Source organism: Treponema sp. Marseille-Q4132 (genome assembly GCF_014334835.1).
GTDB classification, from domain to species: Bacteria; Spirochaetota; Spirochaetia; order Treponematales; family Treponemataceae; genus Treponema_D; species Treponema_D paredis.
The window spans coordinates 2,391,146-2,417,839 of sequence record NZ_CP060591.1; the positions used below are offsets into that span (position 1 = coordinate 2,391,146).

The window sequence follows — 26,694 nt, forward strand, 5'->3', positions numbered from 1 at the left end:
ATTTTTAGGACAGCCCCTTTTCAGCTCTCGAAAAAAATTAATAATCAATAAAACAGGGTAGTGCATGAAAGTTGAAATGCGGGATATCTGCAAATCGTTCGGTAAAGCCGCCGTTCTCGACGGCGTGTCTTTATCCGTACAAGCAGGTGAAATACACGCGCTGCTCGGAGAAAACGGCGCCGGAAAATCGACGCTGATGAATATCCTCGGCGGCGTCATCCAAGCCGATTCGGGATGCATCGCCGTCGACGGAAAAGAAGTGAAATTCTTTTCGCCCGTCGATTCTTTACATACGGGTATCGCATTTATCCATCAAGAATTGAATTTAATAAACGATTTGGCGATCTATGAAAATATGTTTATCGGCCGCGAGCTGAAAAAGAAAAACGGTTTTCTCGACAGCAAAGCGATGATAGAAAAGACGAAGCAAACATTTGACAGGATCGGGATCTCGCTTGATCCCTGCCTTCCGGTGCGGAGTCTCGATGCGTCGTACAAACAGATCGTGGAGATTTCGCGCGCGATGATGATGAACGCATCTTGTATCATCATGGATGAACCGACGACGTCTCTGACGGAACCGGAAATTCGGCGTGTCTTTTCGTTGATGCGCGATCTTTCGGCTCAGGGCGTCGGCATCATTTTTATTTCGCATAAGCTCGGCGAAGTGCTCGATATCTGTTCGAGCTATACGGTGCTGCGTGACGGTAAAGTCGTCGCGTCTGGAAAAACGCAGGACGTGACGAACGCGGAGCTTGCATTTTATATGGTCGGTCATAAAATCGCAGATGGCGGGTCGAAAAAGGCTTGCGTACGCGGAAAAGAAATGCTCCGTGTCGAAGGCTACGGCGATCATAAATATTTTAACGATATTTCCTTTTCGGCTCACGCTTCCGAAGTGCTCGGCATAACGGGATTGCTCGGTGACGGCAGAAGCGAATTGTTTTTATCGATTTTTAAAGCGGGACTGCCTGCGGACGGAAAACTTTTTATTGCCGGAAAAGAAGCGACCTTTTCCTCCACGTCAGATGCGGTACAAAAAGGTGTCGCTTACCTGCCGCGCAACAGAAAGGAAAACGCCATCGTCAAAGATATGACGATTCTTGAAAACGCTTCGCTCGCATCGCTTGCAAAATATCGAAAGCTGTGTTTTATAGACCGGAAACGGGAAAGACGCGATTTTGAAAATCATGCGCGCAATCTGCATATCAAAATGGAAAGCGGAGACGATTTGATTACGAATCTGTCCGGCGGCAACCAGCAAAAAGTCGTACTTTCGAAATGGCTCAATACGGAGCCGAAAGTCCTCGTGCTCGATAATCCGACGCAGGGTGTTGATGTCGGTGCGAAGGAAGAAATCTATGAAATTATCGAAAAGCTTGCGGCTTCCGGTGTCGCCGTCATCGTGCTTTCGAGCGAAGCGCAGGAAATCGTCAGAGTGTGCGACAGGGCAATCGTCATGTTTCACGGTTCCGTCGTCGGCGAAGTGTCAGGGACGGATATGAACGAACACATGATCATGCGCCTTGCAACGGGTGAAAAAATCGAAAGAGGAGCTTCAGTATGAGTATCGATAAAAAGCCGTCGCTGCGACGAGGCGTACAATGGTTTAAAAAAAATTGGACGGAAAAGCCGCTGTTCAGTACCGGTTTTGCGCTGCTTGTGATGATCGTGTTTCAAACGCTTGCGCTCGGTTTTAATTTCGATTCGTTCGGCGAATGGTTTTTGACGTGGTGTCAAAACTGGATCAATATTTTGCGCAACAATGCGACGATAGGCATCATCTCGCTCGGCATGGCCTTTGTGATCATCTCCGGCGGCATAGACCTCGCCGTCGGTTCGACGCTCGTCGCAATCGGGGCGATCGTCATGGTACTCATCGATTCGAGCGGGCGCGGTCTGCTTGCCGCCTTCGGTATCAGCGGCGGAAGCGCATATTGCATTGCGATCGTCCTCGGGCTTATCGCAGGTTTGCTGCTCGGAGAATTCACGGGCGTCATCGTGACGGCGGGAAAGATACCTCCGTTTATCGCAACGCTCGGCACGATGAAGATATGCCGTTCGGTTACTCAGCAGTTTATGCAGGGATACAATCCCGCAGTGCCTTCTCCGTTTCTCGAAATCGCAAACGCGCAGATTGCGGGGCAGATGATTATGCCCATCGTGTACTGGCTCGTCTTTGCATACGCGCTGTACGTCGTTTCAAAGAAGACTGCGTTCGGGAGGCACGTATACGCGGTCGGCTCAAACGAGCGGGCGGCGAAGCTTTCCGGCATAAACGTATATACCGTAAAGCGGCGCGTATATGCGCTCATGGGCTTGCTCGTCGCGGTCGCATCGGTTTTGCAGGTATCGCGCATCGGTGCGATGGACTTCGCAAATGCGGGAAGCGGATATGAAATGGATGCGATCGCATCCGTCATCGTCGGCGGTACGAGTATGTCGGGCGGCAGAGGATCCGTCGGCGGCACCGTGCTCGGCGTTCTCATTATCGCGGTGATGAATAATTTATTGAATTTGCTCGGCGTCCCTCCGTTTCTCCGCGAAGCGTGCAAGGGCGTCATCGTGATAGGTGCGGTATTGCTGCAAAAAAAAGAAGCGTAACGGCAGGATGTGGGTATTCGGCTGAAATGCGGCATTGCGGAGAATATCAATTTTTAGAAGCGGTCGCCGGAGAAGCAACGTGCGCCGGCGTCTTGCAAATCGAATCACAGGAGACGGTATGGTACATGTCGGAATTATCGGCTGCGGGAAAATCGCGCAAGTGCGGCACTTGCCCGAATATTTCAGCAACGGCAATGCAAAGATAATCGGTATTACGGATATAAACGAAGAGCGTGCGAAAGCGCTTGCGGAAAAGTACGCTTGCAAAGTTTATAAAACGCGAGAAGAGATGCTTGCCGATACGGCGATCGATGCGGTGAGCGTGTGTACGGCGAATCACACGCATGCCGAGATCGCGATCGAAGCGCTCAGAGCGGGAAAGCACGTACTCTGTGAAAAACCCATGGCGGTGACGCTCGAAGAATGCGAACGCATGGTGTCGGAAGCGAAAGCGCACGATAGATTTTTGATGATCGGGCAAAATCAGCGTCTTGCAAAAGCGCACGTCAAAGCGAGAGAACTCGTTAAAAACGGAACGCTCGGAAAAATCATTTCGTTTCGAACGGTTTTCGGACACGGAGGACCGGAAACGTGGAGCGTCGATCCCGGAAAGGACGTATGGTTTTTTGACCGTACAAAAGCGGCGATGGGCGCGATGGCGGATTTGGGAATTCATAAAACCGATTTGATACAGTTTTTGCTCGGCGATACGATCGTCGAAACGACGGCGCGTCTTGCAACGCTGGATAAAAAAGATGCGCACAACAATATGATCGGTGTCGACGACAACGCAATCTGCATATACCGGACGAAGGGCGGCGTTATCGGGACGATGACTGCGAGCTGGACCTATTACGGGCAGGAAGACAATTCGACGGTGCTGTACGGTACCAAAGGAATTCTCCGCATCTACGATGATCCCGGATATTCGATGAAATTTATTTCTTCCGGCGGTGAAGAAATCGTATATAAACTCGATGCGATTCAGACAAACGACAGTCAAACGAAGAGCGGCATCATCGACGAATTTGTCGAATGTATTGCTGCGGGTAAACAGCCCGAAATCTGCGGGGAGTCGGTTTTAAGTGCGATGCGCGCGGTGTTTGCGAGTATTGAATCGTCGGAGACGGGCCGAACGGTGCATATCAAGGAAAACGAAAATCTCTGAAGACCGGTCGGATTTTTGGAAGTTTTCAAATTATTAAAAAGAGGGTGTCGAATTTTATTCAAAATTGCATTTCGCGATCGAGGAGGTATGGCGTATGAAATTGGGTTTTGTATCGTCGATATTGGCTGATTGGGATTTTAAGGGGACGATCGATGTCGCATCCGAACTGGGGTTTTCGTGCGTTGAGCTTGCGTGCTGGCCGCAGGGAAAAGCGGAACGGCGTTACGGAGGCGTGAGCCACATCGACACGGAAGGGCTGACGAAAGAGCGTGCGGCGGAGATCCTCGATTACTGCCGGCAAAAAAACGTATCGTTGTCGTCGCTCGCGTACTATCCGAATACGATGGACGGCGACGCGGCAAAGCGCGAAAAGGCGATCGAACACTTGTACAGCGTCATCGAAGCGAGTAGTTCTCTTTCTGTCGGTATGGTGACGACTTTCGTCGGGCGCGATTCGCAAAAGCCGGTCGAAGCCAATCTCGAACTTTTTGCAAAGATCTGGCCGCCTATCGTTAAATTTGCAAAAGAGCGCAACGTTAAAATAGCGATTGAAAATTGTCCGATGCTGTTCGGAATCGATCAATGGCCGGGCGGTCAAAATCTTTTTACTTCGCCCGTGTTGTGGCGCGAAATGTTCAAAATAATTCCCGACGAAAATTTCGGCATCAATTTCGATCCGAGTCATTTTGTATGGCAGCAGATGGATTATATCCGGCCGATATACGAATTTCGCGATCGTCTGCTTCACGTTCATTTTAAAGATATCAAACTGCTTCGCGACAAGCTTGCCGAATGCGGCGTGCTCGCGTATCCGCTTGCGTTTATGCTGCCGAAAATACCGGGCCTCGGAGATGTCGATTGGAGTAAATTCGTGAGCGCACTCACCGATATAGGCTATGACGGAGCGGCGTGTATCGAAGTCGAAGATCGCTCGTTCGAAGGTTCGCGCGATATGATCGTAAAAAGTCTCGTGCAGTCGAAACGCTATCTCGAGCAGTTTGTCGTATAATTATGAAACAGCGTATCATTGCGGTCAATTCCAATACGTATCACGGTTTTTCACTCGACGAAGCCATCGAAGGCATCGCTCAGGCGGGTTTTCACTACATCGAACTGACGGCGACGAAGGGGTGGACGGAACACGTGTGCGCGGACATGACCTTTTCGAAACTCTGCCGCATTAAAGAAAAACTTTCGAATGCGGGGCTCGGCGTTATCGGCATGAGCGGGCACTGCAATCTTTCGGACGGTGAGCGCCTGAAAGATTTTGCCGACAATATCCTCCTCGCTCATTTTTTCGAAGCTCCGTTTATCGTCTCGTCCGCAGGAGAAGCGCACTTAAAGGATAAAGTGCAGTCGGCGAACGCCGTCGTTGCAAAGAATATACGAACGCTCGTCCCTCTGCTTAGGCGCTGCGATATGCGTCTCGTCATCGAAGTACACGGAGAGCACGGAAGCGGAAAAGCCGTCGATGCGTTAGTCACGGAAATCGATTTGCCCGACGTAAAGATCAACTACGATACGGCGAATGCGATATTTTACGGCGGTGTCGATCCCGCAGCAGATCTGGCCGCCGTCGTTTCGAACGTCGCATATCTGCACATAAAAGATAAAGCGGGCGAAAAAAACGAATGGAATTTTCCCGCACTCGGCAAGGGCTTTGTCGATTTTCCGAAACTGTTTTCGATCCTCGACTTACATGACAATGCGTCGCCGCTCAGCATCGAAATCGAATTTACAAAAGACGGTGCAAAAGATATAGACGAAGTAAACCGCGCAGTGCGCGATTCCGCCGATTATTTGATGCGGTTGGGATATACGCTATGAAGCCGATTTCCGTTGCGATCGTCGGTGCGGGCGGCATGGGGAACGTCCATTTTCAAAATTACAAACATATCGAAGGAGTTTCGATTGCCGCCGTCGTCGATAAAAACGCCGCCGCCCGTTCCCGTGCGGACGAGTGGGGTGTACCGTATTTTTCATCGCTCGATGCCGTGACGGTTCCTTTTGATGTTGTCGATATCTGCGCACCGACGTTTTTACATAAAGAGCTCGTCATGCGCGCTCTTTCACTCGGTAAAAACGTCATCTGCGAAAAACCGCTTGCGCTTTCCGAAACCGACGGAGCCGAACTCTTTTCCGAAGCGGAAAAGCGCGGCCTCCGTTTGTACACCGCACTCGTATTGCAGTTTACAAAAGCGGTCGAATACTTGCATAAAATCGTCGATAAAAAGACGTACGGTGCGCCGTGTTCCGCATATTTTTTTAGGCTTTCCGAGTGTCCTTCGTGGTCGAAAGATTCGTGGCTTTTTGAAAAAGAAAAGAGCGGCTTTATTCCCTACGATCTGCACATTCACGATTTGGATATCATCGTCAGCTTGTTCGGCGAGCCCGAAAACGCGCGCTGTTATGCGAACGGCAGAGCGTCGGTACCGTATCCCGAACACGCAACCTTCATATACGAATATAAAAATCTCACCGTTACCGCCGAAGCTGCGTGGTACAACGCGCCGTTCCCGTTCACTGCGGGCTGGCGAGTCGAATTCGAAAACGCCGTCATCGTATGCAGCGGAAACGATTTAACCGTTTATCCTGCCGGCGGCGAAGCGTTTCGCGTAAACATCGAAGACGAGGTTACCGTTGCGACGGGTATAAACGTACCGGCGGTCGGCTGGTATTACAACGAGCTGTCCGCATTTACGGAATGCTTGAGACGGGGCGAAGATTGTCAACGCGTTTCAAAGCGTCAAGTGCTTACCGTTTTGAAAATCCTAGACAAATTGACAAAAAGAAATTGAGGAGAATGCGATGATATTCGAAATGGGTATGAGCGCCTTTCTCATATCGATTAATTGACCTTTTTCAAAGTGTTTCGAAAAAGCGCTTGACAGTATTCTGCAAATTCGCTAATAATAAATTACTGCATAATCGTTCCCACAGATAGACTATCCGTTTCCGAAGGAACAATTTTCATCCTAAATCGAGTATGTCGTTTTTTATAAATCATAAAGCAATGGAGAATTATTAATGGCACCAATACGAAAGCGCCGCACTGCCGGCGCATCAGGTGATGTTGAAAAGACGGAAAAAGTACAGAGCGAATCCGAAGCTCAACCGGATTCTTATGCGTCGGCGGAACCCGCTTCCGGTGAAGACGGAGAAAAAATTTCCGATGAAGCGCCTGCCGAAGACAGTGGTGGAAAAGCGCGTCCGGTACGCACCGTCAAAACGAAACGCCGTGCCGTAATCAAAGTCGATAAGGCTGCTGCCGAAGAAGAAGCGAACGAAGCCGATACGGCTCAGGAAGCGGAGACCGAAGAAGGAAAGGAGGGATTTGCGGATCGCCGCGCCCGTCCGCGCTGGAACGCAAGCGCAAATCAAACCTATCGAAAGCCTGCGCGTTACGGTGCGAACCGCACCTATTCCAGCCCTGCAGTCGATGCGGCTCTACAAAATCAGACATCCGTTTCTATGGAGAGCGACGGAGACGAAGAATCAAAACCGAAACTTGTTATAAACGATTTGACCGTCATGGGCATGACGCAGCTTCGAGAGCTTGCGATGAAATACGGTTTTTCGAGCGACGATTTGGCACCGATGAAAAAGCAGGAGCTCATCTTCGTCATCTTAAAAGCGCACACCGAACACGGCGGAACGATTTTTGCCTCAGGTGCACTCGAAATCCTGCCCGACGGCTACGGTTTTTTGCGCTCTCCGCAAAACAGCTATCTTCCCGGCCCGGACGATATCTATATTTCGCCGAGCCAAATCAGGCTTTTCAATTTAAAGACGGGCGACACCGTGTACGGACAGACGCGTTCTCCGAAAGAAGGCGAGCGTTTTTTTGCGCTGCTCCGCATCGAGTCGGTGAACTTCGACGAACCGCGCGTCGCTCAGACGAGGATCCCCTTTGAAAATCTGACGCCTCTCTATCCGAACAATAAACTGCATCTCGAAACGGTTTCGACCGAAGTTTCGACGCGCATCCTCGATCTTTTCAATCCGATCGGTAAGGGACAGCGCCTTTTGATCGTCGCTCCGCCGAAAGCCGGTAAAACGATCCTCATGCAAAAGATCGCAAACGCGATCACGAACAATCATCCCGAAGTGTACCTCATCGTTTTGCTTATCGACGAACGTCCCGAAGAAGTAACCGAAATGGAGCGATCGATTCAAGCGGAAGTCATCTCATCGACTTTCGACGAACAGGCGACGCGCCATGTACAGGTTGCGGAGATGGTGCTCGAAAAAGCGAAGCGTCTCGTCGAACACAAACGCGACGTCGTCATCTTCCTCGATTCGATTACGCGTCTTGCGCGCGCATACAACCAAACGGTACCGACGTCGGGCAAAGTGCTTTCAGGCGGCGTCGATTCGAACGCCCTTCACAAGCCCAAACGCTTTTTCGGCGCGGCGCGCAACGTGGAAGAGGGCGGAAGCCTTACGATCATTTCGACGGCGCTCATCGAAACGGGAAGCCGCATGGATGAAGTCATCTTCGAAGAATTCAAAGGTACCGGCAACAGCGAAATCGACCTTGACAGAAAGCTTGCCGAACGCAGGCTTTTCCCGGCGATCAATATCAAAAAATCGGGGACGCGCAAAGAAGAACTGCTTTTGTCCGAAAACGAACTGCAAAAGATGTGGGTGCTGCGTAAAGTGCTCAATCCTATGGAAGACGCGGACATTCTCGAACTTTTGCTCGACCGCATGAGAAAGACGAAGACGAACGAAGCCTTCCTCGCGTCCATGAACACCGGTACGGCAGCCGTTTCGGATAATTGACAAGCGCGTATTTTTTTACTATACTGATAGAACATCGTCATTTTGTGGCTGCGCTCAGCGCGTAAACTCGTGCCGTGCAGCCGGGCAAAATGAAAGGAGCAGTTATGAAAAAAGGAATTCATCCCGAATACAAATTGACAAAGATCACTTGCGCATGCGGAAACATCATCGAAACGCGATCGACGGCTCAAAACATCCGTGTGGAAATCTGTTCGGCATGCCATCCGTTCTATACGGGTAAGCAAAAGCTTGTCGATACCGCAGGCCGCATCGACCGCTTCAACAAGCGCTACGGCATCAAATCCGAAGAATCGGCAAATTGACCGCCGTATAAAAACTCCGCTCCTTAGGGGGCGGTTTTTTTATTCGTGCGGAGGGTTATCTCACATGCCGTTTGAAGCTTCGCTGCGAGGCTGTGTCGAGTTTGTTGATTTCAATTCCTGCGGATTTCCCACGCGCGGTGCGGCTTTTTTTGCAAAAAGTCTTCGGGGATCGTCGAAACGGTGATGTCGCGCACCGTGATTGCGTTTTCACTCGCACCGCTTCCGTGCGGACTGTTTCCGTCGGGCACATCTTTTTTTCCCGCATTGCTTTTATATACATCGTTTCCGTTTGCCGGCATTTCGATAAGGCTTTCATCGAAGCGTAAGTGTTTGGCGTTCGTCGAAAAATAAAGCACGCCGCCTTTTGCCAAGAGGGCGATGCAGCCGTTTACGAAGCGCGGCCAATCTTTTACGAGATCGAGTACGGTATCCGTCATCTTCGAATTGCTGAATGTCGGGGGATCGAGAATGATGATATCGTATCGCTCGCCGGATGCTTTTTTTTGAAAGATGAATTCTGCGGCGTCCGCGCGGATAAAGCGGTATTTTTTTTCGTCGGAAAAACCGTTTAAGCGCATATTTTCTTTTGCGCGCTCGAGATAGGTGTTCGATAAATCGACCGAATCGACGAGGCGCGCGTTTCCTTCGGCGGCGTAGACGGAAAAAGAGCCCGTATAGCAAAAGAGATTCAATACCGATTTTCCGCCCGCGTTTTCGCGGACTCGGGCACGGAGGGGGCGGTGATCGAAAAAAAGTCCGCTGTCGATACGGGAGCTTATAGAGATGCGGAAAAGAGATGCGCACTCCTGTATGAGTCCTTCAATGTGATCCGCGCTTTGTATGTCGTTTACGTCTTCCGCATATTGGCTTCCGCCCTTATCGCGTTTTCTCGTTTTGACGACGATGCGATTTTCCGCCGTGCCGACGACGGCGCTTGCCGCCAGTGCGATTTTTGAAAGCCATGCTCTCTCTTCGGCTTCCGCTTTTTCATACGGGCGTTCGTACAGGCAGATTACGAGGGCGCTCCTCGAAGCGATTTCCGCCTGCACCCCGGCATCGTTTTCGGCGAGGCGTGCGAATTCGTCTGCGGTAAAACGGACGGCACTTTTTTTGTCTCCGATTCCGTCCGGCAAAAATTCGTAGAGATCGACCGAAATCGGGATTTCCGGTATATCGCGGTCGTACACGCGATAGCAAGTAACGCCGTTTTTACGCGCCCATTTTCGAAGGTGTCTCAAGCGCTTTGCGAGGCGGTTTGAAAACAGCCGGGCTTGATAATCGTCTTTACATTCCGTCGGCATAAGCGCAATACTATACATAATGAAGGAAAAAGTATATAGTAAAAAGATATGGATTTTACCGAATTTAATTTGCACGAAGACCTGCTCAAAGGCATAGAAGCGGCAGGCTATGTGACGTGCACGCCGGTTCAGGAAGCGGTGCTCAAAACGGCGCTCGACGGATCCGATTTATATGTTCAGTCTCAAACGGGAACAGGAAAAACGGCGGCGTATCTCGTTTCCATTTTACAGGAACTCCTTGCCTCTCCGGACAATGCCGGCAAAAAAGTGCTCATCCTGCTTCCGACACGCGAGCTTGCGGTGCAGGTTGAAGAAGAAGCGAAAAAATTGACGAGCGGAACGCAGCTGAAAGCGTTCAGTTTTTACGGCGGCGTTGGCTATGAGCGGCAGATCGCTTCTCTTAAAAAAGGAGTGGATATCATCGTCGGAACTCCCGGCCGCATGATCGATCTTCAGCAAAGCCGCCAGCTCGACTTGTCGAACGTCGGTTTTCTCGTCGTCGATGAAGCCGACCGTATGTTCGATATGGGTTTTTACCCCGACTTGCGCACTCTGCTCAAAGTGCTGCCGAAAGCGGAAGACCGCCAAACGATGCTTTTTTCCGCGACGCTCAATTCATACGTAAAAAATCTCGCATGGGAATACACGCGGGATGCGAAAGAGATTACGATCGAATCGGATAATATCACCGTCGAACAAATCGATCAGGAATTGCTGCACGTTTCGAGCGATGAAAAGATGAAACTGCTCGTCGGCATCCTTTCTAAAGAAAAACCCGAAAGCGTACTCATCTTCTGCAATACGAAACGTTCATGCGAAGTCGTTTCAAAGCGGCTCGGCAAAAACGGTTTTAAAAGCGAATTCATCATCGGCGATTTGCCGCAGTCGAAACGGCTGCAAGTGCTGAACCGATTTAAAGAAGGAAGCGTTTCGATCCTCGTCGCAACCGACGTCGCCGCGCGCGGCATCGACGTGCATGATTTGGCGATGGTCGTCAATTACGATTTGCCGAACGAATCGGAAAACTACGTGCACCGTATCGGACGCACCGCCCGCGCAGGAAAGACGGGTAAAGCGTACACGTTTTGCAGCGAACAGGACGTATACAATCTTCCGGCTATCGAGCGTTATATAGAAATGCAGATTCCTTCGCGCGTCGCCGACGCATCGATGCTCGGAGTCGACAAAAGCGAAGGCGTGTATATCAGAACGGAAAATTGGCGCGAAGATTACGAAGGCGGACGATCTTCTTCTCGGAGAGGCGGAACGGGCGGCGGAAAGTTTTCCGGAAGACGCGATTCGAAAAAAAGCGATGCGCGAAGCGGACTTCGTGACAAGCGGAAAACGGGAAGCGCATCCGAAAGATCGGCGTTTCGAAAAGAGCGCTTTACCGAAGACGACACGGAAAAGCTTCAGAACATGTCTTTCGAAGAGCGCATGAAGCTGTATAAAGAAAAATACGCAAAGTCCGCTTCGGCGCTCACGGAGGCCAAAGGCGGCTCTTCTTCCAAATCGAAGAGCGCGAAGCCCTTTCCGCAAAAGACTCGCGCAAAAACCGAACGCAAAAACGGCGGAGGGCAGGGCGCTTCCCTTTCTTCTTTCGAGAGGGGCGGCAAGCAGAACGCGAAAAAGTACTCGGATGCGAAAAAGAAAACAGGCGTACAGCGCTACGACGAAAGCAAAAAAGGTTTGCAGTCGCAGAGCTTGTGGCATAAAATCAAATCGCTGTTCGGGAAAAAATAACGCACGAGCTTGTGTATTATCATTTTAATAATTATTAATAAATTTACTGTGGGAGCTGTGAGTGATAACCGTATCCGATGTCAGTGTCAAATTCGGCGACAAGCCGCTGTTTAAAGACGTCAATGTGAAATTTACGCCGGGCAACTGCTACGGCATTATCGGCGCGAACGGAGCCGGAAAATCGACTTTTTTGAAAGTACTTTCGGGAGAACTCGAACACGATACCGGCACCATAGCCATGGCGCAGGGAAAGCGCATGGCCGTTTTGCAGCAAAACCACTTTGCGTTCGACGATTATTCCGTAAAAGAAACGGTGATGATGGGTTATCCGAAACTCTACGAATGCACGAAGGCGCGGGACGAAATCTACGCGAAAGCGGATTTTTCCGAAGAAGACGGCATCAAAGCGTCGGAACTCGAAGCGGAGTTCGGCGAACTCGGCGGCTACGAAGCGGAAAATCAAATCGAACAGATGCTTTCCGGCCTCGGTCTCGAAGAAGAATATCACGACAAAGCGATGAGCGATTTGGACGAAAGTCAAAAAGTGCGCGTTCTCCTCGCGCAGGCGATTTTCGGAAATCCCGACATACTGTTGCTCGACGAGCCGACGAACGGTCTCGATATCGAATCGATCACGTGGCTCGAAAATTTTTTGCTCGATTTTGAAAACATCGTCATCGTCGTCAGCCACGACCGTCACTTTCTCAATACGGTGTGTACGGTCGTCTGCGATATCGATTACGGAAAGATCACGCAGTTTTCCGGCAATTACGATTTTTGGTATCAGATGAGCCAAATGCTGCAAAAGCAGGCGAAAGATCAGGCGAGACGGCGTGAAGACAAGATGGCCGACTTGAAAGAATTTATCCAGCGCTTTGCGTCGAACGCGGCGAAAAGCAGGCAGGCGACGAGCCGCAAAAAAGTGCTCGATAAGCTTGCCCTCGAAGAGCTTCCCGTCACGAGCAGAAAATTTCCGTACATCCACTTTGCCCAAGAACGCGCCATCGGCAACAATACGCTCGAAGTAAAAAAAATCAATTATGCTGCCGACGGTGTCGAGCTTTTAAAAGATTTTTCGCTCATCGTAAACCGTACCGATAAAGTAGCCTTCGTCGGCATCGAACACAATTCCATTTCGGCGTTTTTCGATATCATCGCGGGCGAAAAAAAGGCTGATTCCGGTGAAGTGTTTTGGGGGCAGACGACGAGTTATTCCTATTTGCCGCGCGACACGAACAAGTATTTTGAAAACGATTTGACGATTACCGAGTGGCTCAAACAGTATTCGAAAGAACAGGACGATTCTTACGTGCGCGGATTTTTAGGCAGGATGCTCTTCAGCGGAGATGAATCACTGAAGCCTGTCAAAGTGCTTTCCGGCGGTGAAAAAGTGAGATGTATGCTTTCGAAGATGATGCTGCAAAATGCTAACGTACTCATATTCGACGATCCGACAAATCATTTGGATTTGGAAGCGATCGAAAGTCTCAACAACGCGCTTGAAGATTTTCCGGGCGTCGTGCTGTTCAACAGCCACGATCACGAATTCATTTCGTCGATCGCAAACCGCATCGTCGAGATCACACCGAACGGCGTCATCGACCGCAGGATGAACTTCGACGACTATATCGCAGACGATACGGTGACGGAACTTCGAAAACAGTATTACGAAGGCACCGGTAAAAAAATCAAATACCGCGTGTGAGAGACGTGCGCATGGCGGGCATAAAAAAGCGGACGATTTTTTCGCTTTCGGTTTTATTGTGCGCCCTGTCTTTCGCTGCCGGAGAAAACGCCGAGTCTCAAGATTTTCCGATCCTCACAAAGCTTCGTACCGTTCCGTGCGGAAAGCAGCCGAAGCAGGTCGTCTTTTCTCCCGACGGAAGCTGCATAGCCCTGCCGCTCCTCGACGACACAGGCTTCCAAATTGTACGGACAGGCGATCAAAAGGTACGTACGATTTATCCTCCGCGTTCGGCGCAAAAAGGTTTTGCCGAAGCTCTGTTCGTCGCCGAAAAAAACGCGTTTTTTATTTCGCAGATGACGACCGGTTATATCTACGAATACGCGTGGCCGGAATTTACGTACCGAAGGGAAATCAAAACGCACGGCGTCTGGCCGAAATTCATTTCATGGTCGAGGGAAAAAAATATGCTCGCCGTTTCGAATTGGGTGTCGAATACCGTAAGCCTCATCGATTACGAAACCGGAAACCTCTTGCGCACGCTCAAGACGGGAAGAGAGCCTCGCGGAACGGCGTTTACTTCAGGCGACGCTACTCTCATCGTTTTGTGTTTCGGCGGCGGCACTATTCAAAAATTCGATACCGAATCGGGCTGGCTCATACAAACGATCGAAAAAGAAAAAGGGGCGATGCGCCATATCGTTATAAATGCCGATGAAACGAAAGCTTATGTAAGCGATATGTATCATCGTTCGGTGTATGAAATCGATTTAATAAAATTTACGCTTACGCGTTCGATACGCGTTTTTTCCAATCCGAATACGATAGCCCTTTACGGCAGCTGTCTTTTCGTTTCTTCCCGAGGTCCGAACAATCCCGAAGATTATACGAAGCGCAGCCCTGTCAACGGCAGGCTTTCCGTTATCGATATAGACTCGTGGAAAATCGTGCAGGAGACGGAAGGCGGCAATCAGCCGACGGGACTCGGCATTTCAAATGACGGCGCATATTTGTGTTCTTCGAATTTTCAAGATGCGAACATCGAAGTCTACCGCATAAGGCCTCCGTCCCGATTTTAAAAGCCGCGTGCGATTTGCGCCGCTGCGAGCGACGGAGTTTCCGCCGGTGAGCGACCGTTTCGCACATGGGACTCCCGTTTATGCGAATCGTGTGCTTTCGTATATGCCGCACTCGCGCGGGCGTACTCATTTTCGTCGGTTTGTGCGAGCCTACGCGCCGCGCAGCTCCCGGCTCGCTCCCGCGCATTGTACACGCTGCACCGCCGGCAATATCAGCTTTTGAGCTTTTTCAGCATGTCGGCAAAATAATCGTGCGCTTTTTCTTCGCTGACCGGCTCCGTTTTTTTTACTTCGTGATATTCGACGAGGTTTTCCGGTATCTCTTCGAGAAAACGCGAAGGCGTACATTCGACCGTCGCCTGCATGCGCCGCCTCTTTTGGCACGACGTAATCAATAATTTGTCCCGTGCGCGCGTGATCGCGACGTAAAAAAGGCGTCTCTCTTCTTCGACGTCTCCGTCCGTTTCTTCGACGGAACGCGCGTGCGGCATAAGCCCTTCTTCCGCACCCGCGATAAACACGACGGGAAATTCGAGCCCCTTCGACGCGTGGATCGTCATCAAATTGACTTTGCCTTTGCCGCCGTCGTCTTCGATGTCGTCGCGGCTCAAAAGCGTAATGCGGTTCAAATAATTGAACAGACTCGGATCGAAATTGTCGGGATTGTTTTCCCACGTTTCGATCGACATGAGCAAGGTTTCGATATTCTGCAATTTAAATCGCACCGCTTTTTCGTTTTTTTGAAATTCGCCGATGATGTAGTCGCGGTACTGCACGTCGTCGATGAGTTCGCGCACTTTGTTTGCAAGCCCCCGTCCTCCGAAAAGCTTCGCCCTCGCGCCTTCGATCGTATCGATAAATTCGCCAAGCGATTTTTTTGCCGAATCGGAAAGCGCTCCTGCGGGGTCTTTTTGAAGATAGCGGATCGCCTCCCACAGCGTGCTCGAATTCTGCTTTGCCGTTTCGTTTATCGCCGAAATCGTACTCCGTCCGATACCCCGCCGCGGCGTGTTGATTATTCTTAATAAATTTATGTCGTCGCTTTGATTTGCCGCGACGCGCAGATAGCTTACGATGTCTTTTATTTCGAGCCGTTCGAAAAAACTCGTACCGCCGCTCATCGTATAGGGGATGTTCGCTTGGAGCAAAGCTTCTTCGAGCGCACGGCTTTGCGAGTTTGCGCGCATGAGTATGCCGAAATCGTCGTATGTGCGCCTTTCTTCCATAGCGATGCCCTGAATGCTTTCTGCGATAAAATCCGCTTCGGCGCTTTCGTTTTCCGGCATAAAGAGTTCGATAGGCTTTCCCGAACCGTTACCGCTCCACAGCTTTTTGTCTTTGCGGTTCGTGTTGTGCGATATGACGCCGTTCGCCGCGCTTAAAATCGTTTCGGTCGAACGGTAGTTTTGCTCGAGGCGGATTTCCTTGACACCCGGAAAATCTTTTTCGAACTGCACGATGTTTTGATAATCGGCGCCCCTCCAGCTGTAGATCGACTGATCGTCGTCTCCGACGACCGCGATGTTTTTATCGGCAAGAAGACGCATGAGCTCATACTGCTGATGACTCGTGTCCTGAAATTCGTCGACCATGATGTAGGTGTAGCGCGTTCTGTATTTTGCAAGTACGTCGGGGTGTTCATGGAACAGGCGGATCGGCAGCATGATGAGATCGTCGAAGTCGACCGCATTGTACAGTTTCAATCCCTGTTCGTACGATTCGTAGAGCGCACGGTACATATCGTTTGCCGTTTCCCAATTTTTGCGCCCGGTTTTTATGTTTGAAAAAAGATTTGCGATTTTGTATAAGTCGAGCGCGTCGGATGTGAACTGCAGTTCCCGCGCGCTTTCTTTGATGAGGGAGGCTTTGTCGGTTTCGTCGTAAATTGAAAAGTTTTCCCGCCAGCCCAGTTTGTCGATATCCTGTCTGAGAATGCGCACGCCGAACGCATGAAACGTGGATACCGTGAGGTTTTGCAGTTTTTTACCCGTCAGCGATTTGACACGCTCTTCCATTTCGCGCGCGGCTTTATTCGTAAAGGTCAGCGCAAGGATCGCGCTTTGCGGAATGCCTTCATCGAGCATGTGCGCGATGCGGTACGTGATGACTCTCGTTTTACCGCTTCCCGCTCCGGCGATAATCAAAATAGGACCTGCTATCGTCGTGACGGCGCGCAGCTGTTCGGGATTGAGTTCCGTTTTCAATGCATGTATGTCGAGCTCGGGCATGGCGCACAGTGTATCACTCGAAACGCTCTTTGTGCAAGTAATTTTTTTTAAATCGTTTGACAACACGGACAAGTGCTGTTAGAATGGGCGGCAATATCTAACGGGTTTTTCGGTGAGTTTTAAAAATCGAGGGGTAGAAAATTATGGGACTTACAAAACGACAAAGACTTGAATGCGTATTGAAGGGAGAGCTGCCGGACAGACCTCCTGTTACCGCATACAGACATTTTCCCGCAATGGAAAGAAAGCCTGCGGAATTGGCCGACATTATGTTGGATTGGCAAAAAAAATACGACTGGGATATTATGAAGATCCATCCCTCGGCGGTTTTTATGCAGGAAGTATGGGGCGATGTTTTCGACTACGAAAATTACGTGCAGGAAATATTTCCTAAAAAAATTGCAAGAGCGACGAACTTTGACGATCTGTCCATTTTCGATAAAAAAGATATGAACAATCAAACACTCAAAGATCATGTCGAAGCCGCCAGGCTCATTAAAGAAAAGTCGGAAGAAGATATTCCGACCGTGCATACGCTTTTTACGCCGCTGACGGTCGTAACGAATGTGTTCGAATGTCCCTTCGTCCGAAGACATTTTCCCGCCGACAGAAAAGATAATAAAATTTTCGACATCATAAAAAACAGAGGCGCAGAATTGGAAGCCGCCTTGGAAAATATCACCGATACGTATATCGCCTATTGGAAAGAATTGAAAAAGACGGGCATAGACGGTTTTTTCTATGCGGGAATTTCATGGGCAAGAACGGGATATATGGCCGAAGACGAATGGAAAACGTATGTAAAAAAATACGATTTGAAATTCTTAAACGAGGTAAAAAGAGACGGAGGATTGATCATATATCATACGTGCGGCATCAAAAGCAATCCCCAAAGATTTTCCGATTATCCGATCGATATTTTGCATTGGGATCAGGGCGGCGAAGATAACCCGTCCATAAAAGAGTCGCAAAAGTTTTTGAAAAAAATCGTGCCGATGGGCGGCGTCAATGAAATGATTTTCGGAACCGGTGCCGAAAAAAAGATCGGAGAGCTTGCCCGAGAAGAAATAAAAAACAATAAAGACATTCCGTATATCTTAGCGCCCTATTGTTCCGTTTCAATACATACAAGCGATGCGGAACTGAAGGCGTTCAGAAATAGTGTTAATTTGTAAAAAAGGAGGAAAATTAACATGACAATACCGGCAATAATAACATGCATCATTTTTGTTGTTGTTATCATTCTGCTCGTATGGCAACCCGTGCATCCGATTTTGGTCGGAGCCGCAATTCCGGCCGTTTTAGCCGCCTTTAAGATAATAGACGGCGGTACGGCGTATGCCGAATTCGGAAATACGACGGTCGTATTTTTTATGGGACTCGTCGTGGTCGGGGAGGCGTTCTTTAAAACGGGCCTTGCCGATTACATAGGCGGGAAAATAATCGGACTCATCGGTAAAACCGAAAGGGGTTTGATCCTCGGAACGTCGATCGTCGGCGGAGGGCTTTCCGCGTTTTTGAACGACACGGGTACGACCGCCTGCTTAATGCCGATCGTCGGATCGATGGCGGAAAAAGCGAATATACCTAAATCGAAATTGCTCATGGCTTTGGCTTATGCGGCTTCGCTCGGCGGTACGATAACCCTTATCGGAACGACTCCGCACATCGTCGCGAACGGCATGCTCAAAGATATGGGGTTGCGCGAATTCGGCTTTTTCGAATATACGAAGATCGGTCTGCCGCTCCTCGTAGTCGGCATGATTTACATGGCGCTTGTCGGAACCAAACTGCTGCCGGTAAAAGATATAGAATCGAAAGAAGGCGAAAGAAAGAGCGAAAAAAATCCGGTTAAAATGGCAACCGTCGCCCTCATCTTTTTGGCGGTCATTGTAGCGATGGCCACAAAGATCGTGCCCATGCACATTGCCGGCGTTTTCGGAGCGCTGCTCGTCGTACTTACAGGCTGCCTGTCCGCAAAAGATGCGATCAAATCGTTCAGCGTAACGACCGTCTTTTTGGTCGGAGGTATTTTCCCGCTCAGCAAAGCTTTGGTTAAAACAGGGGCTGCAAAATACATCGTCGATCTGCTGAGCCCGGCTCTGCACGGTTTGCCGCCGGTACTTTTACTGGCCGCCATATCGCTCATCATGCTCGTCGTCACGCAGTTTTTGCTGAACTCGTCGGCAACGGTATTGATGCTGCCGATCGCCATATTGGTGTGTCAGGCTGCGAACATCAATCCCTTGTCGGGAGCTATGGCCGTTTCCGTTTGCGCTTCGGGCGCGTTTGCGACTCCGTTCGGGACGGGACCGAACCTTTTGGTTTGGGAAGCAGGCGGATATACGATGAAAGATTATTTGAAATGCGGTGCGCCGCTTTTGATTTTATTCTGGATCGTTACGACCCTGTTGTGCTACGTCATTTATGTCTGAAGCCGAATAGCAAGCTTTAGATAAATAAGGGAGCGCCGATTACTGCGACTGTCGTATGTAATCGGCGTTTTTTTATCCGTGCGCCGGTCGGGCGCGTCATTCACATTTTCTCCGCGTTGTGTTATACTTAAATCCTATGAATCGGGCAGTCAGCGCGTTTTTGGCAAAGCATAATTTTATCCGTCACGTCGATATCGATTCTGCAATCGACGCGCTTTTGTACGATATGAACGCAGGTCTCCGCGGGCAAAAATCCTATCAGGATATGATACGTACGTACAGCAATCCGCCGGAACAGCCCGCTTCGGGTAAAAGCGTCATCGTTATCGATGCGGGGGGAACCAATTTCCGCTCATGTCTCGTGTCGTTCAACGAGCAGGGAAAAGCGTCGATCGATTTTCTCGAAAAGACGAAAATGCCGGGTGTTGCAAAAGCGCTTTCACGTTCGGATTTTTTCGATGAAATCGCGTTGAACATAGAACATTTAAAAGACAAAGCCGAATCGATCGGTTTTTGTTTTTCATATCCGATGGAGATCACCGACGACGGAGACGGCATCCTCATCAGGTTTACGAAGGAAGTAAATGCGCCCGAAGTCGTCGGCTGCCGCATCGGGGAAACGCTCAAAAAAACGCTCGAAGCGCGCGGATGGAAAAAGATACGGCGCGTCACGCTCTTAAACGATACGGTGGCGGCGCTTCTTGCCGGTGCTGCGACGCCGGATGCGGGAAAAAACTATTCGTCTTACATAGGTCTTATACTCGGCACGGGATTGAATGCCGCGTATATTCAGCCGGAGATGCCGGATGTAAAAGATTTTACAAAGCAGATCGTCGTGTGCGAATCGGGAAAATTCGGCGCTATAGTCTGCTCCGATTTCGATAACGCCCTCGACGCGAAAACGCTGAGTCCCGGAAAATACCGTGCGGAAAAACAGTGTTCGGGCGCCTATCTCGGAGATGTCGCATTTGAAGCGCTGAAAGCGGCGGCGGAAGAAGGGCTTTTCGGCAAAGCGTGTGCAAAGCGCATCCTCTCGTTGCAATCTCTTTCGCTCGTCGAAGCCGACGCATTTTTGCACGCGCCCTACAACACGAACGCTTTACTCGGCGCCCTTGCCGCCGAAAGCGCTTCCGGCGAAGATTACGACCGTATGTTTCAGCTCCTCGATGCCGTTATGGAACGCTCCGCCCGCTATGCCGCCGCCATCCTTGCAGCCTGCGTCATTCAAAGCTGTGAGGGGAAAAACGCTTCGCGCCCCGTGTGCATACTCTGTAACGGGAGCACGTATTTTAAAACGCACATGCTTTCCGAGCGCGTGCACGGCTATCTCGAAGAAGCGCTCACGAAAGGGCGCGGCCTCTATTGGGAAATAATTTCGCGGGAAAACGATATAACGCTCGGAGCGGCGATCGCGGGGCTTATAACAAAATAATGCTCAATATCGGCCCGATTGGTGCCGATGTAGGAAGTAGGTAAAATGTCGAGTTTGGAAAGTATCAATCCATAACGCTGTGTTTTCGGCAAGAACCCGTCCGCTTAGCCGCGGTTGAGCTTTTGGGGCAGGCTTCCGTAAGCTTAACGCTCAAAGCGGCACGCAGCCGGAACCTCGCCGAAAGCATGATTTTATCGGTTTTCCAAACTTGCCATTTTGGCGATGCGTGAAACGGTTGGAAAATTTCGAGTTTTAGAAAACTCGAAATTGAACCAAATATACAAACGGGTGGGTTACGATGGCAAAAGGAAAAAACTTAGGCAAATCGATCGTCCTTCTTTTTCTGATTATCATTCTCTGTCTCGGCGGCTTATTGTGGTTCGATTATTTGGGAATCATTCACGCGAAGACGCTGTTTACGCCGCTGTATCGTATGCTGGGCAGGGAGCCGCAGACATCGACGACGGCCGTTCGCCCGCTAAATAATGATATCGATCAGGATCGCATAGACAAACAGCGTGAAGCGCTCAGGCTTTATAAGGAAGAACTTGACCAAAAAGAGAGCGAATTGACCGCGTCCGGTCAACAAAACGAGCGGATTGCGGCCGAACTTGCCGAACGCGAAAAAACGCTCGAAGAACGCGAAAAAACATTTAACAATTTGCAAAAAAAGTACGATGATAAAGAAGTAAACATAGAACAGATCGCAACGCGTCTGTACAATATGCCGCCCGCCGCGGCCGTTCAGGAACTTGTGGCGATGGACGATCAGCTCGTGATCGACGTTTTGCGCAAAGAAGAAGAAATGGCGACGGTGAAAAAGCAGTATTCGATGACATCGTACTGGCTTTCACTTATGCCGGCGGAGCGGGCTGCGGCAGTCCAACGGAAGATGGTGAGCAAGCCGAAATCGCTTGACTGAACTTCCCTGCGGTCATTCTTTGTTTGCACAAATGGAGGATGACGATGCAGGGAATCCCTGTTGCAAAAGTAAGTGCGGTTCCGAAAGTAAACGCAATCGATAAAATCGACTCACTTCCATCGCAGCTTTCAAAAAAAATTCTTTTATCGCGTACAAAAAACGAAGAGCATTCGTTTGCAAAACTCCTCGCTCGCGCACAGGGTAAAAAAATCGACGCTCAAGTCTCCGATGCGTTTTCGGGTGCGGGGCTTTCAGCGCGCGGAAAATCCGAATCTCTTTCGCATTTAGGCCGAAAGGCTGCGCATGGGGGAACTTTCGAAAAGATCCGTGCGGGAAGTGCGGAACATGCTTCTGCGGGAAATGCGAAAACGGATATGCTTTCAGGAGCGAATGGGCTTCGCGAAAGCAAACGTGCTTCTGCGGATCTCAGACGGGAGGACGTATCGAAGACGAATCCGGTACGGAATGACGCCGTCGATACGAAAAAAGAAAGCAAAACGGATGCCGTAAAAGATGGTGTAAAAAAACAGGCGGACGACAGCGCATCTTCGGATTTCAATGAAAAAAAATCTTTTGAGTATACGCAGGACGAAAACCGCGGACTGACGGGCGATGCCGAAGCGCTTGAAAAAGCGGAAGTTCTCGATGCCGCCGACGAAGCGCGCGCCGCGCTGCTTGAAGATTTCGCATATCTCGTCGACGGTTCAGCCGATTCCGAAATCGTGCGCAAAGGAAAGGGCGAAGTTGCCGAAAGCGATGCGGATGATTTTTTTGCCGAAAGCGTATCCCTTTCCGAAGATGCCGCCCCGTTTCAAATAGGAGCCCTTCCCGTATACGCCGCTGAACAGGCGGAAAGCGGAAGCGAGAGCGGCGGATTTTCGGACGACAAAGCGTTTTCATTTGAAATAAATGATGAAGGCGCTCTCTCAAAGCGGGAGCGCGCATTCGATGCCGACGGCAAGATACTCGTCACCGATCTTCGAACGGAAACGGCGGAAAATCTTTCCGAAGTGAAACCCGAATCGGAAAAGTTGATAAAACTCGATGCGGCAAACGGCGCTTCGTCCGAAATGACTATGTTCGTTTCGGAAAACGTTCGACAAAACGTTTCCCCTGCAAACGGTCAAAGCGCGCAGGCGGCAAGTTCGAACTTTCAAACGATGCTCGCAAATCAAATACGGCAAAACGCATCCGATTTCGTAAAAGCGGGTTCGATCGTTTTGCGCGACAACAACGCGGGAACGATCAACCTCGTGCTGCGCCCGGAATCTCTCGGAAATGTAAAGATCAGCTTGCAGCTTTCCGATAAGGTAGTGAGCGGACAAATTACGGTGCATTCCGAAGAAGCGTACAACGCGTTTAAGGAAAGCGCCGATGCGCTTAAAACTGCGTTCGCGCAAAGCGGTTTTGAAGCCGGCGGTTTTACCGTAGCCTATTCGTCCGCCGGAACGGGCGGAAGCTTTTCAGGAAACGGGGCGGGCGGCGGCTTTGCCGATGCGCAGCATGCGGGACGATACGAAGACGTGTTCGTGCCGGAAGGAAGCGCGGCTTCGGGCGGAAGTTATATTGCAGGCGAACACGCGGTAAATGTCGTCGTGTAGATTGTTAATCGCATAATAATTGTTAATTATTAATTGATAAGACAGGGGTAGATGATGGACGGAATCAACACCACCATGAGCGCAGCCGACAAAGCGGCGGTCGATTTTGCCGTAAGCGGCTACAACAAAGAACTTGGCGTAAAAGGACGTACGGTCAATCATTCGTTGGGCAAGGATGACTTTTTAAAACTTTTGATAGCGCAGCTGTCGAACCAGGATCCGACAAGTCCGATCGAAAACACCGAGTTTATCGCTCAGATGGCGCAGTTTTCATCGCTTGAACAGATGACGAACATGAGCGCGGAGTTTACAAAGCTTGCGGGCGTGTTCAGAGTTTCCGAAGCGTCTTCGATGCTCGGAAAGACGGTTGAGCTCAACGTCGGCGATACGACGACGACGGGCGTCGTGCAGGCTGCAACGCGCGAAGAAAAACCGCGCGTCATGGTAGGCGGCAGATACTACACGATGGATCAGATCAGCGCGATTTACGGAAATTAAACGGGGGCAGCTCTATGATGAGATCACTGTATTCGGGCGTTTCGGGATTACAAAATCACCAAACGCGCATGGACGTCATCGGCAACAACATCGCGAACGTAAATACGTTCGGTTTTAAACGTGCCCGCGTCAATTTTCAAGATATGATTTCGCAGCAGCTTTCGGGGCCTGCGCGTCCGAACGACGAACTCGGCGGCGTAAACCCGAAAGAAGTGGGACTCGGCATGATGGTTGCATCCGTCGACAATATTTTTACGCAGGGCAATTTGCAGTCGACCGGAGTTACGACCGACATCGCAATCGAGGGCAACGGTTTTTTTATCTTAAAAGACGGCGAGCAGTCCTACTATACGCGGAACGGAGATTTTTCGCTTGACCGCGACGGCACCTTTGTCAATCCTGCAAACGGAATGCGCGTACAGGGCTGGATGGCGCAGGAAGTGAACGGCATCGAAATCGTTTCGACGGCCGCCACGCCGACGGATATCGTTATTCCCGTCGGATCGAAGGATCCGCCGCGCGCGACGCAAAACGTTTTATTCCGCTGCAACCTCGATAAAAATACGCCGCTCATTCCCGAACAGGCAAATGCGGAAGACATCATCCGCGGTACGTGGGGAACGGAACAGGAAATCTACGACAGCTTCGGCAACAAACACCTTTTGTCCGTGTCTTTTGCGAGAGTTCCCGGTACGATCAATCAGTGGCAGGCGACGGTAAACGTCGATGCGGACAACGCCGAATTTACTCAGACTCGCGTCGGACTCAATACGACCGACGGCATGGGAAACACGTTCATCGTCGCGTTCGATAATATGGGACGTCTGCTTTCCGTCGAAGATTCTGCCGGCGTCGCATCGAACGAAGACGGACAGATTTTACTGCGGACATCGTTTACCGTTCCCGAATCGAATCCCGATGCGGACGGTAATCCGTACCGCCAAACGCTCAACATCAACATCGGAACGATCGGCAGCATGACCGACACGATCACGCAGGACGCATCCCGTTCGACGACAAAAGCGTTTTCACAGGACGGCTACACGCTCGGCTATCTCGATAATTTCAAAATCGATTCGAGCGGCGTCATAACGGGCGTGTATTCCAACGGCAGCGTCCGCACTCTCGGGCAGATCGCAATGGCGTCATTTACGAACGACCGCGGATTGGAAAAGGCGGGCGACAATACGTATACCGAATCGAACAATTCGGGGCAAGCGATGATCGGCGAAAGCGGAGTGGCGGGAAAGGGCAAACTGCTTTCCGGCGCGCTCGAAATGTCGAACGTCGATTTGGCCGAACAGCTTACCGATATGATCGTTACGCAGCGCGGCTTCGAATCGAACGCAAAGACGATTCAAACGACCGACTCGATGCTTGAAACGATTTTATCGCTCAAGCGCTGATAATTCATGGGCGGAGTTTCCGCCGACAGGCTGTCGAGAAAGTAACCGACTTTTGAGACAGCCCCCTTTTTTTATAAATTATTAATTAATAAATCGAAAACAGCGAAACGGTAGAAGACGAGCGGCGTTCGCTATATTTTAATACATACGTTTACGTTCGCGCTCAGCAGATTGTTCCGCATATTCCACGAGCCGCCTACGGTACAGTTGATAAAGAGCAGATTCAAACCGAGACCCGCGTAGAGCTGAGGACGGATATTGTTCCAGTCGAAATTGAAATCGTCCGTGCCGTAATCGCGCGAAGAAGAGCTGCTTGCGTCCGGATGCGGGACGAGATGCAGCGTCCCGCCGTGTTCATAAGCCGTCGAGTACGAATAATCGTAATGACTTTTCGACGAGGTGACGTAGGCGCGCACTCCGGCGTAAGGGGTCAAAATTAAAAACTTTTTCGAAATCTGCGCTTGCACGAAAATCGTATTCAAATCAAAGCTCGTGTTCGTATCCGCGTTCGCCGTAATCGGTACGGTGGTGATACCGTGAATACCGTAGGAAGTTAAGTCCGCGTTATACTTCGATGCGCCGGTCATGGAGAGCGCCAAGTGTGTGCGGATATAGCCCGCGCCGACCGACAGTTTCGGAAGCGTCGTACTTCCTTTCATGATAGCATAGCGGATATCCGCACCTATCGTATAGTAGTTTACGGTTCCGGTAAAATCTTCGAATTTCAACGTATTTAAATCGAGGTAAGCTCCGTATATACCTATGTCGAAGGGGAGAACGAAGCCTCCGATGCGGGCATGCACCGAAGCGGAGGGCAGGGGGATTTGATCCGGAACCGTAAAATTGAAATCGCCTGTTGCACCGGCAGCATGGCTGTTGATTTCGGTGATAATCGTTCCGATCGCGTTTGACAACGGTTTCGTTTCGATAAAGGTTCCCCCCGCGCTGACGCCCGCTCCGAAGTGCGGCGGCAAAGACGGAAAAAGTTTTCCGATATAAGCGTCCGACCAAACGCCGAGCTGGATCGTTGATTCGGGTACTACTTCCGTTAATGTACCGGTAAGAGATTCGAACGCTTTATCGATATCGGCAGTTGATGCGAAAACGGAAGCGGCGGATAAAAGCATGGCCGCTGTAAAAGCGGGAACGGAACGTACTCTCATAAAAACCTTCCTATAAATGCGGCATTACAGGAAGTATCAACTTCCGAAAATGCCGCATTGGTGCGCGGGCTTCGCAACGAGCGCGTAAGCGCGAAGTTCCGAACGGCGCACAGGTATATCCGCGAGTTTTCTGAAAGAAAACTCGATATTAAACGAGCCGCGCCATTTCAGCGGCTCGTTTAAATGTTCGATTTTGAAACGCATTTTTTATAAAGGCAATATGTGCGGTTTGAGTATATACGGATTCGAAAATGTTGACAAGCAAAAATATGTACAGCCGCGGTCGAACTTTTTTCAGCCGGAGCACATTGTTCGGTTAACA

Annotated in this window: 21 protein-coding genes; 18 read left to right on the plus strand and 3 right to left on the minus strand. The window is 50.3% G+C overall.

All coding sequences use genetic code 11. The annotated features are described in order from the left end of the window. The first annotated feature begins 64 nt into the window (after positions 1-64). The 8 genes from H9I35_RS10895 (at position 65) to rpmE (ending at position 8,880) form a co-directional block, all read left to right on the plus strand. The gene (locus H9I35_RS10895; protein ID WP_187419396.1) at positions 65-1,567 is read left to right on the plus strand and encodes a sugar ABC transporter ATP-binding protein; all 1,503 of its coding nucleotides are present in this window, start codon (positions 65-67) and stop codon (positions 1,565-1,567) included. Next, the gene (locus H9I35_RS10900) at positions 1,564-2,604 is read left to right on the plus strand and encodes an ABC transporter permease (protein ID WP_187419397.1); all 1,041 of its coding nucleotides are present in this window, start codon (positions 1,564-1,566) and stop codon (positions 2,602-2,604) included. Before H9I35_RS10895 ends, H9I35_RS10900 begins: the two co-directional genes overlap by 4 nt. A 118-nt stretch (positions 2,605-2,722) precedes the next feature. Beyond that, a complete protein-coding gene (locus H9I35_RS10905; RefSeq protein WP_187419398.1) occupies positions 2,723-3,772 on the plus strand; it encodes a Gfo/Idh/MocA family protein in 1,050 nt (349 codons plus the stop codon). A 94-nt stretch (positions 3,773-3,866) separates the two neighbouring features. Next, the gene (locus tag H9I35_RS10910; RefSeq protein WP_187419399.1) at positions 3,867-4,781 is read left to right on the plus strand and encodes a sugar phosphate isomerase/epimerase family protein; all 915 of its coding nucleotides are present in this window, start codon (positions 3,867-3,869) and stop codon (positions 4,779-4,781) included. Positions 4,782-4,783: 2 nt separating this feature from the next. After that, positions 4,784-5,599: a sugar phosphate isomerase/epimerase family protein gene (locus tag H9I35_RS10915; RefSeq protein WP_187419400.1), complete on the plus strand. Its 816-nt coding sequence runs from the start codon at positions 4,784-4,786 to the stop codon at positions 5,597-5,599. Next, entirely contained in the window at positions 5,596-6,570 is a 975-nt protein-coding gene (locus H9I35_RS10920; RefSeq protein ID WP_187419401.1) for a Gfo/Idh/MocA family protein, read from the plus strand. The genes H9I35_RS10915 and H9I35_RS10920 overlap by 4 nt, the downstream gene beginning before the upstream one ends. Before the next feature lie 229 nt (positions 6,571-6,799). Next, the gene (rho, locus tag H9I35_RS10925) at positions 6,800-8,557 is read left to right on the plus strand and encodes a transcription termination factor Rho (protein WP_187419402.1); all 1,758 of its coding nucleotides are present in this window, start codon (positions 6,800-6,802) and stop codon (positions 8,555-8,557) included. Between the two features lie 104 nt (positions 8,558-8,661). Continuing rightward, positions 8,662-8,880 carry a 50S ribosomal protein L31 gene (rpmE, locus tag H9I35_RS10930; RefSeq protein ID WP_187419403.1) on the plus strand — a complete coding sequence of 73 codons (219 nt, stop codon included), beginning with the start codon at positions 8,662-8,664 and terminating at the stop codon, positions 8,878-8,880. A 110-nt stretch (positions 8,881-8,990) separates the two neighbouring features. Here the strand turns inward: rpmE and H9I35_RS10935 are convergent, their stop codons facing one another. Then, positions 8,991-10,199, minus strand: a complete 1,209-nt coding sequence (locus H9I35_RS10935) for a class I SAM-dependent methyltransferase (protein ID WP_187419404.1) — start codon at positions 10,197-10,199, stop codon at positions 8,991-8,993. A gap of 30 nt (positions 10,200-10,229) precedes the next feature. Between H9I35_RS10935 and H9I35_RS10940 the strand changes: the two genes are divergently transcribed. The 3 genes from H9I35_RS10940 to H9I35_RS10950 all read left to right on the plus strand — a co-directional run bounded on the left by H9I35_RS10940 (position 10,230) and on the right by H9I35_RS10950 (position 14,687). Further along, entirely contained in the window at positions 10,230-11,924 is a 1,695-nt protein-coding gene (locus H9I35_RS10940) for a DEAD/DEAH box helicase (protein WP_187419405.1), read from the plus strand. 61 nt (positions 11,925-11,985) lie between these two features. Beyond that, positions 11,986-13,629 carry an ABC-F family ATP-binding cassette domain-containing protein gene (locus H9I35_RS10945; RefSeq protein ID WP_187419406.1) on the plus strand — a complete coding sequence of 548 codons (1,644 nt, stop codon included), beginning with the start codon at positions 11,986-11,988 and terminating at the stop codon, positions 13,627-13,629. Positions 13,630-13,640: 11 nt separating this feature from the next. Continuing rightward, positions 13,641-14,687 carry a YncE family protein gene (locus H9I35_RS10950; RefSeq protein ID WP_187419407.1) on the plus strand — a complete coding sequence of 349 codons (1,047 nt, stop codon included), beginning with the start codon at positions 13,641-13,643 and terminating at the stop codon, positions 14,685-14,687. Positions 14,688-14,899: 212 nt separating this feature from the next. Here the strand turns inward: H9I35_RS10950 and H9I35_RS10955 are convergent, their stop codons facing one another. After that, entirely contained in the window at positions 14,900-16,915 is a 2,016-nt protein-coding gene (locus H9I35_RS10955; RefSeq protein WP_187419408.1) for an ATP-dependent helicase, read from the minus strand. A 143-nt stretch (positions 16,916-17,058) separates the two neighbouring features. Between H9I35_RS10955 and H9I35_RS10960 the strand changes: the two genes are divergently transcribed. From H9I35_RS10960 to flgE, 7 genes are all read left to right on the plus strand, one after another. Continuing rightward, the gene (locus H9I35_RS10960) at positions 17,059-18,090 is read left to right on the plus strand and encodes a uroporphyrinogen decarboxylase family protein (RefSeq protein ID WP_187419409.1); all 1,032 of its coding nucleotides are present in this window, start codon (positions 17,059-17,061) and stop codon (positions 18,088-18,090) included. Positions 18,091-18,108: 18 nt separating this feature from the next. Further along, positions 18,109-19,350 (plus strand): SLC13 family permease, encoded by a 1,242-nt coding sequence (locus H9I35_RS10965; protein ID WP_187419410.1) that lies wholly within the window; start codon positions 18,109-18,111, stop codon positions 19,348-19,350. A 136-nt stretch (positions 19,351-19,486) separates the two neighbouring features. Beyond that, positions 19,487-20,782, plus strand: coding sequence for a hexokinase family protein (locus tag H9I35_RS10970; RefSeq protein ID WP_187419411.1), 1,296 nt, complete (start codon positions 19,487-19,489; stop codon positions 20,780-20,782). 298 nt (positions 20,783-21,080) lie between these two features. After that, a complete protein-coding gene (locus H9I35_RS10975) occupies positions 21,081-21,704 on the plus strand; it encodes a periplasmic-type flagellar collar protein FlbB (protein ID WP_016520518.1) in 624 nt (207 codons plus the stop codon). A gap of 44 nt (positions 21,705-21,748) precedes the next feature. Next, on the plus strand, positions 21,749-23,305 hold the full coding sequence (locus H9I35_RS10980; RefSeq protein WP_187419412.1) for a flagellar hook-length control protein FliK: 1,557 nt from the start codon (positions 21,749-21,751) through the stop codon (positions 23,303-23,305). 51 nt (positions 23,306-23,356) lie between these two features. Next, a complete protein-coding gene (flgD, locus tag H9I35_RS10985; protein WP_016520516.1) occupies positions 23,357-23,803 on the plus strand; it encodes a flagellar hook assembly protein FlgD in 447 nt (148 codons plus the stop codon). 14 nt (positions 23,804-23,817) lie between these two features. Further along, positions 23,818-25,209, plus strand: coding sequence for a flagellar hook protein FlgE (gene flgE, locus H9I35_RS10990; RefSeq protein WP_187419413.1), 1,392 nt, complete (start codon positions 23,818-23,820; stop codon positions 25,207-25,209). Positions 25,210-25,340: 131 nt separating this feature from the next. Here flgE and H9I35_RS10995 read toward each other — a convergent pair whose 3' ends face one another. Beyond that, the gene (locus H9I35_RS10995) at positions 25,341-26,372 is read right to left on the minus strand and encodes a DUF6588 family protein (protein WP_187419414.1); all 1,032 of its coding nucleotides are present in this window, start codon (positions 26,370-26,372) and stop codon (positions 25,341-25,343) included. Between the last annotated feature and the right edge of the window lie 322 nt (positions 26,373-26,694).